This is a genomic window from Streptomyces sp. Tu 3180 (assembly GCF_009852415.1).
Taxonomy (GTDB): Bacteria; Actinomycetota; Actinomycetes; order Streptomycetales; family Streptomycetaceae; genus Streptomyces.
On sequence record NZ_WOXS01000002.1, the window covers coordinates 780,831 to 792,588 of the forward strand.

Here is an 11,758-nt window from a genome sequence, read left to right on the forward strand (position 1 = left end):
GGGCCGGCCCGGACGCCGTGCGGAGCGGTGGGACGGGAGAGGTCAGACGAGGTCGAACCGGTCGAGGTTCATGACCTTGTCCCAGGCCGCGACGAAGTCGCGCACGAACTTCTCCTTCGCGTCGTCGCTCGCGTAGACCTCGGCGAGCGCGCGCAGTTCGGAGTTCGATCCGAAGACGAGGTCGGCCCGGGTGCCGGTCCACTTGACCTCGCCGGTGGCCGCGTCACGGCCCTCGAAGGCGGTCTGGTCCTCGGACGTCGCCTTCCACGTCGTGCCCAGGTCGAGCAGGTTGACGAAGAAGTCGTTGGTCAGCACCCCCGGCGTCGAGGTGAGCACGCCGTGGGCGGACTGCCCGTGGTTCGCGCCCAGGACCCGCAGGCCGCCGACGAGGACGGTCATCTCGGGGGCGCTCAGGGTCAGCAGGTTCGCCCGGTCCAGCAGCAGGTACTCGGCGGGAAGGCGGTTGCCCTTGCCGAGGTAGTTGCGGAACCCGTCGGCGGTCGGCTCGAGCGCGGCGAAGGACTCGGCGTCGGTGTGCTCCTCAGTCGCGTCGACACGCCCCGGGGTGAAGGGCACCTCGACGTCGAAGCCGCCGTCCTTGGCCGCCTTCTCCACGGCCGCGGCGCCGCCGAGCACGATCAGGTCGGCCAGGGACACCTTCTTGGTGCCGGAGTTCGCGTTGAACTCCTGCTGGATGCCCTCGAGGACGCGCAGCACCTGCGCCAGCCGGTCGGGGTCGTTGACCTCCCAGCCGCGCTGCGGCTCCAGGCGGATGCGTGCGCCGTTGGCGCCGCCGCGCTTGTCGCTGCCGCGGAACGTCGAGGCCGACGCCCAGGCGGTGCCGACCAGCTGCGAGACGGTCAGGCCCGAGTCGAGGAGCCTGGCCTTGAGGGCCGCGACGTCCGCGGCGTCGATGACCTCGCCCTCGGCCTCCGGCAGCGGGTCCTGCCACAGCAGGGTCTCCTCGGGGACCTCCGCGCCGAGGTACAGCGACTTCGGGCCCATGTCGCGGTGGGTCAGCTTGTACCAGGCGCGGGCGAAGGCGTCCGCGAACTCCTCCGGGTTCTCGTAGAACCGGCGGGAGATCGGCTCGTAGATCGGGTCGAAGCGCAGCGCCAGGTCGGTGGTGAGCATCTTCGGGCGGTGCTTCTTCGACGGGTCGTGCGCGTCCGGGATGATCTCCGGGGCGTCCTTCGCCACCCACTGGTGGGCGCCGGCCGGGCTCTGCTCCAGCTCGTACTCGAACTCGAAGAGGTTCTTGAAGAAGCCGTTGCTCCACCGGGTGGGCGTGCTGGTCCAGGTGACCTCCAGGCCGGAGGTGATGGCGTCCCCGCCCTTGCCCGTGCCGTAGGTGCTCTTCCAGCCGAGGCCCTGCTCCTCCATGGAGGCGGCCTCGGGGTCGGCGCCGACGTGGTCGGCCGGGCCGGCGCCGTGGGTCTTGCCGAAGGTGTGGCCGCCGGCGATCAGGGCGACGGTCTCCTCGTCGTTCATCGCCATGCGGCGGAACGTCTCACGGATGTCGCGGGCGGCGGCGATCGGGTCCGGGTTGCCGTTCGGGCCCTCGGGGTTGACGTAGATCAGGCCCATCTGGACCGCGCCGAGCGGGTTCTCCAGCTCGCGGTCGCCCGAGTAGCGCCGGTCGTCGAGCCAGGTGGTCTCCGGGCCCCAGTAGACGTCCTCCTCGGCCTCCCAGACGTCCTCGCGGCCGCCGCCGAAGCCGAAGGTCTCGAAGCCCATCTGCTCCAGGGCGACGTTGCCGGTGAGGATCAGCAGGTCGGCCCAGGAGATGCTCTGGCCGTACTTCTTCTTGACCGGCCACAGCAGACGGCGGGCCTTGTCGAGGTTGCCGTTGTCCGGCCAGCTGTTGAGCGGGGCGAAGCGCTGCTGTCCGGCGCCCGCGCCGCCGCGGCCGTCGCTGATGCGGTAGGTGCCCGCGCTGTGCCAGGCCATGCGGATCATCAGCGGGCCGTAGTGGCCGAAGTCGGCGGGCCACCAGTCCTGCGACGTGGTCAGCACCTCGGCGATGTCCCGCTTCACGGCCGCGAGGTCGAGGGCCTTGAACGCCTCGGCGTAGTCGAAGTCCTCACCGAGCGGGTTGGCCACGGCCGGGTTCTTGGCGAGGATCTTCAGGTTGAGCCGTTCCGGCCACCACTGGTGGTTCCCGCCGCCCTGGGTCGGGTGGAGGGCGCGGCCGTGCGCGACCGGGCAGCCGCCCGCCTCCTCCGCCTTGGGATCGGTGACGATCGCGTCGTGGTTCTCGGTCATGGGAATCCTTCCGGGCGAAAAGGTGTCGCGCAGTTCAGGTACTGCGGGCGGTGGAACAGCCGGGGCACAGGCCCCAGTAGACGACCTCGGCCTCGTCGATCACGAAGCCGTGGCCGTCGGACGCGGTCAGACACGGTGCGTCGCCGACCGCGCAGTCGACGTCGGCGACGCGACCGCAGGAGCGGCACACGAGGTGGTGGTGGTTGTCCCCGACGCGTCCCTCGTACCGGGCGGGACTGCCGGCCGGTTCGATCCGGCGGACGAGTCCCGCCCCCGTGAGCGCGTTGAGGGCCTCGTACACCGCCTGCACCGAGACATGGCCGATGCGCTCCCGCACACCGCGGGCGATCTCGTCGACTCCGAGGTGGTCGCCCTCTCGGACGGTGTCGAGCAGGGCGACACGGGCGGCCGTCGCACGCAGGCCTGCACCGCGCAGCTCCTCGGCGGTGGTGGGAGGCCGGGATGCGGTCATGGGCAGAAACTAGCGCCCTAGACACGAATAATTCCAGAGAACGAACCGGTCCAGTCTTGGGACGCGTCCGGTAACGGCGGGTGACTCCCGAGTTGCGCACCGGTCCGCGCCGGCCGCGTCACCGGCGCCGGGTGTCCGCCCGGGGCGGTGGAGGGGGCGGCGCGTTCAGGCGGCGGGCTCCAGACGGACGCAGCACCGGCCGGGTTCCGGCGCGAGACGGGGCTCGAACCCGGTCTCGCCGAGGCCCTCGAGGACTCCGCTCAGCAGATGGAGGTTCATGCCGCACACCGTCCGCGTGTGCGCGCGCGCCAGCGCGTGGAAGGGGCAGTTGCCCAGGACGACGGCCCCGTCCTCGCGCCGCGGCTCGAAGCCGTGCCGCTCGAGCAGCCGGAAGACGTCCTCCCCGCCGCCCTCCGCCGCCAACCGCGCGCCCCGCTCCCGCGCGTTGCGGTGCAGCGCGTCGCGCACCGGTTCCCCGGTGGCGTCGGACTCCTCCACCGCTCGGGCGAGCAGTCGTCCGGCGAGTTCGTAGCGCCGGTCGGGAAGGCTGACGGCGATCTGTCTCGCGGAGCGGCGGTAGAGCTTGGCCGGCCTGCCCGCGCCCGGCCCGGTACGTCCGCTGCGCCGCGCGTACACCACGTCCAGCAGGGACTCGTCGGCCAGCCGGTCGAGGTGGAAGGCCGCGGTCTGCCGGGCCAGCCCGAGGGCTGCCGCCGCCTCGTCCCGGCCGACCGGTTCCGGGTGGCGCACCACGTAGTCGTACAGCCTGCGCCGGGTGGGTTCGTCGAGGGCGGCGACGGCGGAGACGCTCTCGGTGAGCCCTTCCGCACCGCGTACTTCTTCCGTGTCGTCCACGAACACCAGTGTAAAACCCACAGCCATTGACTTAAGAGAGAAACGGAGCTTCTATCGTCAATGAGAGTTGTTGATAGAAGGAGGGGTCATGGCCTCCACCACCCGCACCGGCACCACCGCGGCCGCGCCCCGGCGAGCGGCGCTCGCCGATCCCGGCCGCCAGGCGTTCCTGATCCTGCGCGCCGGCTTCACCGCGGCGCCGATCCTGTTCGGCCTGGACAAGTTCGCGAACCTCCTCGTCGACTGGCCCGGCTACCTCGCGCCGTGGATCGACGGCATCGTCCCGGGCAGCGCCCAGACGGCCATGTACGCGGTGGGGGTCGTCGAGATCGTGGCCGGCGTCGTCGTCGGCATCGCGCCCCGGTTCGGCGGCTGGCTGGTCGCCGGCTGGCTCGCGGGCATCATCCTGAACCTGCTCACCGTTCCCGGCCACTACGACGTCGCACTGCGCGACTTCGGGCTGCTCCTCGGCGCGGTGGCGCTCGCCCGGCTCGCCCGGAGCCGGCACGACGCCCGGCCCTGACGTCCGGGTCCGCGCGGTCAGCACAGCACGCGCAGTGCTCCGGGCAGGACCCTGGCCGTCACCGGGAGAACGGCCTCCACCTCGCCGTCCGCGCCGTAGGGGACGTCGCGGTCGGCCGAGATGCGGATCTCCCTGCCCCTGAGGACCCGCACCTCGGGCCGGTGCACGTGGCCGCCCGTCCGCAGCTCGTTCATCAGGGTGAAGAACAGGCGCCGGGGCGCCTCCCGGATCATCACCACGTCCAGCAGGCCGTCGTCCACCCGGGCGTCCGGCGCGATGAGGCGGCCGGACCCGTAGTAGCCGGAGTTGGCGGCGACCACCGTGTAACCGGCGTGCGCGTGCTCCTCGCCGTCGACGGTGACCCGGTAGCGGGCCGTCCGCCAGGTGGTGACGGCGCGCAGGCCGCCCGCGTAGTAGGAGGCGGAGCCGCGCAGCACCCTGGCCCGGTTGGCGTGGTGGTTGGCGAGCGCGTCCACGCCGGCGTACACGCCGCCGAGGACGACGGCGCGGTCGTGCACGGCCGACCGGACCTCGACGGTGTCGACGGAGCGGGGTTCGCCGTGCAGCAGGAGCCGGGAGAGGGCGGCCGGGTCCGGGGGCAGCCCGAGCGCCCGGGCGAAGTCGTTGCCCCGGCCGGCCGGGACGAGCCCGAGCACGGCGCCCGTCCCGGAGAGGGCGCCGCCGACGCACCCGGCCATGCCGTCCCCGCCGACGGCGAGGACCACCCGCCCCTGTTCCCCGGCGGCACGGGCCACGCTCCGCGCGTGGTCCAGGCTGCGGCTGTACTCGGTCCGCAGCCCGGCCCCCGCCTCCCGCAGCAGCCGCGCGAGGGCGAGGAGCGCGGCGGTGCCGGTGGATCCGCCCGCATGGGGATTGACGACGGCGGTGAACTGTCGCATCGGGTGCCTCCGGGCGCCGACGGATGGGGACGGAAGGTGGGTCCGGCGGGGTGGGGTTCAGTCGGCGGGCAGGAGCACGCCGGGGCTGAGCACCCCGTCCGGGTCCAGTCGCCGCTTCACGGCGCGCAGGGCGTCCGCGCCGAGGGGGCCGGCCTCGCGGAGGTACCAGTCCCGGTGGTCGGTGCCGACCCCGTGGTGGTGGCTGATGGTGCCGCCGGCGGCGAGGATCGCCTCGTTGGCGGCGTGCTTGGCTCGTGTCCAGTGCGCCACGGCGTCCTCGCCCTGCGCCGAGACCACGGTGAAGTACAGCGAGGCGCCGTTCTCGTAGACGTGGGAGATGTGGCACATCACCAGCGGCGGGGTGCCGGCCCCGGTGAGCGTCCCGGTCAGGGCGTCGCGGACGGCGGCGTACAGTCCGGGGACGCGGGACCAGAACGTCGCCGTCTCGAGCGTCTCCACGAACGCCCCGGCGTCGAGGAGCGCGTCGCGCAGGTACGGCGCCGAGTAACGGCCCTCGGCCCAGTGCCGTCCCGGTTCCTCGCCCAGGGGCGTTCCGCCGCACGCGCGCAGGACGGCTGCGGCGCGTTCCCTGCGGTAGGCGGTGTCCTCCTCCGTGCCCTCGTAGCCGGCGACGGCCGTGCAGCCGGCCGACGACTCCCGCACGCCGGAGCCGATCGCGTCGGGCCGGGCGAGGCCGATCAGCGTCTCGGTCTCGTCGGACAGGCGCAGCACCGTCGGGCGCGGGCCGTCCTGGGCGAGCCGGCGCAGTGCGGCCGTCCCCTCCTCGAAGGAGGCGAAGCGCCAGCCCTCGTGGACGCGGACGCGCGGGACGGGGCGGATCCGCACCGTCACCGACGTGATGACGCCGAAGGCCCCCTCGGAGCCCAGGATCAGCTGGCGCAGGTCGGGTCCGGCGGCCGAGCGCGGGGCGCGGCCGGTGTCCAGGGTGCCCCGCGGCGTGGCGAGGGTGAGGGCGAGCACCATCTCGTCGAAGCGGCCGTACCCGGCGGACGCCTGGCCGCTGGAGCGGGTGGCGGCGAAGCCGCCGACGGTGGCCCACTCGTAGGACTGGGGGAAGTGGCCGAGGGTGAAGCCGTGTTCGGCGAGCAGCGCCTCGGCCCGCGGGGCGCGCAGACCGGGCTGCAGGGTGGCGGTGCGGGAGACCGGGTCGAGGGCGAGCAGGCCGTCCATGCGCCGCAGGTCCAGGGCGACGAAGGGGCCGCGCCGTTCGGGGGCGAGTCCGCCGACGACGGAGGTGCCGCCGCCGAACGGCACCACGGCGAGGCCGTGTTCGGCGCAGGCGCCGAGGACGGCGAGCACCTCGTCGTGGCCGGCCGGGAGCACGACGGCCGCCGGGACGTCGGTGACGTCGCCCGCGCGGATGCGCAGCAGGTCGGGGGTGGACTTGCCGCGTGTGTGCCGGATCCGTGTCTGCGGGTCGGTGCGCACGTGCTCCTCGCCGCCGACGGCGGCCACCAGGGCGCGGTGCGCGGCCGGTTCCCACTCCGGCGCGGGGACCGTCACGTCCTCCAGGGCGACCGGCCCGCTCTCGCGCGGCTTGACGCCGAGCAGATCGCGCAACAGCCCGATCACCGTGTCGGGCAGCGGCTTCGCCTCGGCCGGGTCGCCCCAGCCGCTCCACAGCATGTCCATGGCTGTCGTCCTTCACGGGTCGGAGTGAGCGATGCCGTCGCCCGACGGCCCCACGGGGCGTTACACTGTTACACATGACGCCTATTCGTCACAACCGTTCGGACAACGACACGGTGCTCGACGCGGTCCGCGACTGCGTCCTGGCCGTCGGCGTCCGCCGCACCACGCTGACCGACGTGGCCCGCCGCGCGGGGGTCTCCCGGATGACGCTGTACCGGCGATGGCCCGACGTGCGGTCACTGGTCGGCGACCTGATGACCCGGGAGTGGGTCGGGGTGGCCACCGCGGCCATGCCCGAGCGCCGGCCGGGGACGCCGCTGCGCGCTCTGCTCGTCGACGGGCTGGTGGCGACGGTGCGCGCCTTCGGCGAGCACCCGCTCTTCCGCAAGATCGTCGAGGTCGACCCCGAACTGCTCCTCCCCTACGTGCTGGACCGGCGCGGCGCGAGCCAGGACACCCTCCTGGAGCTGCTGGCCGACGCCCTGCGCGAAGGACACGCGGACGGCTCGGTGCGCGCCGGGCACGCCGAGCGGCAGGCCCGGTCCGTGCTGCTGATCGCCCAGTCCTTCACCCTGTCCCTGCGGACCATGACCGACGAGGACGATCCCGAACTCGCCGCCGAGGCCTTCCTCGGGGAACTGCGCCACGTCCTGGAGAGGACCCTCGCCCCGTGAACTCCCCCAGCGGCCCGTCCCCGGGCTCCTCCCTGTCCGCCGGCCGGCGCGCCCGCGAACTGACCCGGACCGTCGGCGGTCCGGCCGTCGACGTCCTGGTCGTCGGACTCGGCGCCACCGGCGCCGGGGCCGCCCTGGACGCCGCGGCGCGCGGTCTGGACGTGGTCGCCGTCGACGCCCACGACCTGGCCTTCGGCACCTCCCGCTTCAGCAGCAAGCTCATCCACGGCGGGCTGCGCTACCTCGCCTCCGCACAGCTCGACGTCGCCCACGAGAGCGCGGTGGAGCGCGGCGTGCTGATGGAGCGCACCGCGCCGCACCTGGTGCGCGCCCAGCCGTTCGTGCTGCCCCTCACCCCGATGGTCTCCCGCGGTCAGGCCGCACTGGCCCGGGCCGGTCTCCGGGCCGGCGACACCCTGCGCCTGGCCGCCCGCACCGCGCGGGCCACGCTGCCGCCGCCGCGCCGGCTCTCCGCGGTGGAGACCCGCCACCTCGCCCCGGCCCTGCGGGGCGACGGCCTGCGCGGCGGGCTGCTGTCCTGGGACGGCCGGCTCACCGACGACGCCCGCCTGGTGACCGCCCTCGCCCGCACCGCCGCCGCGCGCGGGGCGCGGGTCCTGACCCGGGTCCGGGCCCTGGAGCTGACCGGGTCCGGCGCCCGGATCCGCGACGAGCTCACCGGTGAGGAGGGCGAGATCCGCGCCCGCGCGGTGATCAACGCCTCCGGCGTCTGGGCGGGCGGCCTCGTCGACGGCATCCGCATCCGGCCCTCGCGCGGGACCCACCTCGTGCTGCGCCCCGACCGCCTCGGCCCCCTGCCGGCGGGCCTGCACGTCCCGGTCCCCGGGGAGACCAACCGCTTCGTGCTCGTCCTGCCCCAGGACGACGGCCGGGTCTACGTGGGGCTCACCGACGAGCCCGTGGACGGCGACGTCCCCGACGTCCCCGAGGCTCCCGAGTCGGACATCGGCTTCCTCCTCGACGTCCTCGGCTCCGTCCTGGACGTCCCGGTCCACCGCGACGCCGTCGCCGGGGCGTTCGCCGGGCTGCGCCCGCTGCTGGACACCACGGCCTCCTCCGGTGCGGCGACCGCGGCGACCCGGACCGCCGACATCTCGCGGCGGCACGCCGTGCTCACCTCGTCCGAGGGCGTCGTCACCGTCGTCGGCGGCAAGCTCACCACCTACCGGCGCATGGCCCAGGACGCCGTCGACACGGCCGTCCGCGTCCGTCGCCTGCCGGCCGGCCCGTCCGTCACCGCGTCCCTGCCGCTGGTGGGCGCCGCCGCGCCGCACGTCCTCGCCGCCCTGCCCGCGCCGCGCCGCCTGGTGCGGCGCTACGGCACGGAGGCGCCGGCCGTCCACGCGCTCGGCGCGCGGGACGCCCGGCTCGGCGAGCCGGTCCTGCCCTCGTACCCCGTCACCGGTGCCGAACTGCTCTGGTCGCTGCGCCACGAGGGTGCGCTCGACGAGGACGACCTCCTCGACCGCCGTACCCGCATCGGGCTGGTGCCGGCCGACCGGGAGGCGGCCCTGGACGCCGTGCGCGGGCTGCTGGACGACGCCCCGGGCCTCGACCGCACGGGGTGATCGCGGCGGGGCCGACGGCGGCCGAGCGCTTACCGGCCGGCCCGGGGGGACGCCAGGGCTTCCGCTCCGTCCGCCCGGCCCGGGCGAGCGGGCCCCTCGCGGCGCCGCGGCCGGCCCGCTCGGGACGCGGGACCGCCCCGCGTCACGCGTCCCGCGGGTGAGCGGGCCGCGGGGCGTGCCGGGCGGGCGACGCGGTCACCCGCCGTGGACGCCGACCTCGTGGAGCGAGTACCCCCAGTCGGTCGCCCGGTCCAGGAACTGGACGCGGACGTGGCGGGCCGGTGCGGCGGCGAACCGGGCCGTGTCCAGGCCGCCGTCGCCGGACGCGGTGGACCAGGCGGTCCGCCAGTGCACGCCGTCGGCGGAGAGCTCGATGCGGTACGACGTCCCGTAGGCCCGCTCCCAGTCGAGCGTCACGCGCCCGACCTGCCGCGTGGAGCCGAGGTCGATCCGCAGCCACTGGTCGTCGCTCCAGCCGCTGGCCCACCGGGTGCCCCGGTCCCCGTCCACGGCGCGGCCGGGCGCACGGCTGGTGAACGGGTTCCACTCCGTCGAACTGGCCGTCGCGGACGCGCCCTCGGCGAGGTCGGCGCCGGGCCGGTGCCGCTCGGAGGCGCCCCAGGTGTCGAGGTAGGACTCGGCGCCCCGGAAGAGGTCGTCCACCACGTCCTGCCCGCCGACGCGCCGGATGTCCTCGATCCAGTCGGGGACGAGGCCGTAGTGCGCGGCTCCGTCGGTGTTCAGGTCCCAGGTGCGTTCGCCGGTGGTCTGCCGGTCGATGACGGACCCGCCGTCGACACTGCGGAAGGGGTACGTGACGGGGTTCGGGGCCTCCGCGCCGCGCGGGGCCGGCCACCCGCCGACGCCGTTCATGTCCGTGCCGTAGCCGTAGCCCACGCCGTACGCGTCGCGCAGCGCCTCCGTGCGCCTCGCCTCCGCGACGAACCCCTCCGAGCCGTGCATGTACTGGGCGACGAAACCGCCGAGTCCGTAGACCCGCTCGGTCCAGTCCAGGTCCATCCAGCTGTGCGACGAGATCACGCCGGGGTACGACTCGGCCTCGAAGACGTCCAGCACCCGCCCGGCGGCCTTCACGCTCATGTGGTCGATCTCGAGCATCATGTGGCGTTCCATCATGCCGCGCACGGCGTACTCGCCGAGTTCGGTGAGCCCGCGGACGTTGCACCGGGCGTCCTCGTCGTACGCCGGGACCGCCACGCCCGCCGGGAGGTGCTTCTCGGCCCCGGGCACGGCGGCCCGGCCGATGGGGTTGTCGTGCTGGGGGCCCGTGCACCGCTCCGTGCGCCAGAAGGTGCCGGTCGACAGGAACTGCCCGACGTTGATCGCGGTGCCGAGCGCGCCCTCGTCGAAGCGCACCCCGCACAGCGCGTTGTCGAACTTGTGGCACAGGAACATGCTGCGCACGCCCAGCGCGTGCAACTCGTCCAGTCCGGCGTCGATGTCGGCCCTGTCGCACTGCGGGACGTCCAGGATCTGCTTGCACCCGAACGGTTCGGAGGTCTCGACGCCGAGGACGACCGCGAGCCTGCCCTGTTCGACGACCTCGCGGGCCTGCGCGCTGTCGGTGACGATCCGGAACCAGCCCTTGCCCGGCCCGCCGTACATCCGGTCGACGTAGGCCTGCATGTCGTACGTCAGCCTCGCCTGCAGCCGGATGGACGTCATCTCGTCGCAGCCGCGGTCCTTGAAGAAGTACACGGAGCAGATCACGCCGTTGGTGACCAGGTCGTTCACCAGCACCCGCTGGCCGCCGCGCCAGGCCCGCTCGATCCAGGCGTAGTAGTTCTGCTGGTGGGTCAGCGAGTCGTGCGCGGGCCAGTCCTCGAACGTGGGCCAGCCGACCGGGTCGTGCCTGCCGTCACCGCCGCCGGTGATGAAGTCGAAGATCGCGAGCGAGCCGTCGGGGTAGTGCTCGGGGCAGTCCTGGAGCGCGTCGGCGATCCCCTTCGCGGAGAACGGCCTGCCGCAGATGAGCCGGCCGCCGAACGCCTCGTTGGACATGATGTGGTCGTGCGCGTCGACGAATCCGCGGACCTCGCCGCGGGAGTCGGTGCCCGTGAACGGCGCGCCGGTGACGCCGACCCGGGAATCGGGCACGGGCCGCGCGGTCGGCTCCCACCAGTCGTCGCCGGCCGCGGAGCTGGGCGTCGGGCCGAGGAGCGCGGCCAGCAGGAGGAGGAGCAGGCCGGCGGCGAGGGGCCGGTGGTGCGGGCGATACGGACGTCGAATGCCGGTCACTGCCCACGTCCCTCCGTCGGCGGCCCGGTCCGTCAATTTGTCATGACCGGTGCAAGATATGCGGCGAGGATCGCCACTGCCGCGCAAGGAGTCAAGGGTTCGGGGCGCAGGACGCGGAACGCCTCACCGAAAACGCCACCGGCGGCGCGGGGGGACGCTCCGGGTTGTCAGCCCGGTGACACATTCACCGTTTCCGGCGCGCCGGTCACCCCTGCGCGCCGGTCTCGTGGCGCAGGGAGATGGAGCGCAGGACGTCCGCCGAGGACACGTCCGTGCGGCCCTCGTCGTGGACCTCCGCCAGCTGCACGAAGGCGAAGGTGAGCGCGGAGGTGATCTGCACGATGGCGGGGCCCAGCTTCTCGGTGACGATGTCCGCCACCTCCCGCGCGCTCGCGTCGGCCGGCAGCTGGATGTGCGGGATCATCTCCTCCAGGAGCTTGGAGACGGCCCCGTTCCCGGTCACGTCGGCGTCCGGGTCCTCGCGCAGCCGCCGTCGCATCTCGAGGGCCTCGGTGAGGATGCCGACTCCCCGCTGCATGATCTCGCGCTGCTCCATGCGCACAGCCTAG

At 74.1% G+C, this 11,758-nt stretch carries 10 protein-coding genes; 3 read left to right on the plus strand and 7 right to left on the minus strand.

What is annotated here, in order from left to right:
• Positions 1-42: 42 nt before the first annotated feature.
• The 3 genes from katG to GL259_RS04400 form a co-directional block, all read right to left on the minus strand.
• Positions 43-2,265: a catalase/peroxidase HPI gene (gene katG, locus GL259_RS04390; RefSeq protein ID WP_159529323.1), complete on the minus strand. Its 2,223-nt coding sequence runs from the start codon at positions 2,263-2,265 to the stop codon at positions 43-45.
• Positions 2,266-2,299: 34 nt separating this feature from the next.
• On the minus strand, positions 2,300-2,737 hold the full coding sequence (locus tag GL259_RS04395; RefSeq protein WP_159529324.1) for a Fur family transcriptional regulator: 438 nt from the start codon (positions 2,735-2,737) through the stop codon (positions 2,300-2,302).
• Positions 2,738-2,902: 165 nt separating this feature from the next.
• Positions 2,903-3,598: a helix-turn-helix domain-containing protein gene (locus tag GL259_RS04400; RefSeq protein ID WP_159538380.1), complete on the minus strand. Its 696-nt coding sequence runs from the start codon at positions 3,596-3,598 to the stop codon at positions 2,903-2,905.
• Positions 3,599-3,680: 82 nt separating this feature from the next.
• Between GL259_RS04400 and GL259_RS04405 the strand changes: the two genes are divergently transcribed.
• Complete coding sequence (locus GL259_RS04405; protein ID WP_159529326.1) at positions 3,681-4,115, plus strand: hypothetical protein; 435 nt, start codon at positions 3,681-3,683, stop codon at positions 4,113-4,115.
• Positions 4,116-4,132: 17 nt separating this feature from the next.
• Here the strand turns inward: GL259_RS04405 and GL259_RS04410 are convergent, their stop codons facing one another.
• Both GL259_RS04410 and GL259_RS04415 read right to left on the minus strand, forming a co-directional pair.
• Positions 4,133-5,014, minus strand: coding sequence for a YegS/Rv2252/BmrU family lipid kinase (locus GL259_RS04410; protein ID WP_159529328.1), 882 nt, complete (start codon positions 5,012-5,014; stop codon positions 4,133-4,135).
• Positions 5,015-5,071: 57 nt separating this feature from the next.
• Positions 5,072-6,667: an FAD-binding oxidoreductase gene (locus GL259_RS04415; RefSeq protein ID WP_166461424.1), complete on the minus strand. Its 1,596-nt coding sequence runs from the start codon at positions 6,665-6,667 to the stop codon at positions 5,072-5,074.
• Between the two features lie 74 nt (positions 6,668-6,741).
• On the opposite strand from GL259_RS04415, the gene GL259_RS04420 reads away from it, so the two are divergent.
• Together GL259_RS04420 and GL259_RS04425 are read left to right on the plus strand one after the other, a co-directional pair.
• Positions 6,742-7,341 carry a TetR/AcrR family transcriptional regulator gene (locus tag GL259_RS04420; RefSeq protein WP_159529330.1) on the plus strand — a complete coding sequence of 200 codons (600 nt, stop codon included), beginning with the start codon at positions 6,742-6,744 and terminating at the stop codon, positions 7,339-7,341.
• Positions 7,338-8,930 carry a glycerol-3-phosphate dehydrogenase/oxidase gene (locus GL259_RS04425; RefSeq protein ID WP_159529332.1) on the plus strand — a complete coding sequence of 531 codons (1,593 nt, stop codon included), beginning with the start codon at positions 7,338-7,340 and terminating at the stop codon, positions 8,928-8,930. Before GL259_RS04420 ends, GL259_RS04425 begins: the two co-directional genes overlap by 4 nt.
• A 195-nt stretch (positions 8,931-9,125) precedes the next feature.
• Here the strand turns inward: GL259_RS04425 and GL259_RS04430 are convergent, their stop codons facing one another.
• Both GL259_RS04430 and GL259_RS04435 read right to left on the minus strand, forming a co-directional pair.
• A complete protein-coding gene (locus tag GL259_RS04430) occupies positions 9,126-11,180 on the minus strand; it encodes a discoidin domain-containing protein (RefSeq protein ID WP_243762542.1) in 2,055 nt (684 codons plus the stop codon).
• A 214-nt stretch (positions 11,181-11,394) separates the two neighbouring features.
• Positions 11,395-11,745 (minus strand): hypothetical protein, encoded by a 351-nt coding sequence (locus GL259_RS04435; RefSeq protein WP_159529334.1) that lies wholly within the window; start codon positions 11,743-11,745, stop codon positions 11,395-11,397.
• Positions 11,746-11,758 lie beyond the last annotated feature (13 nt).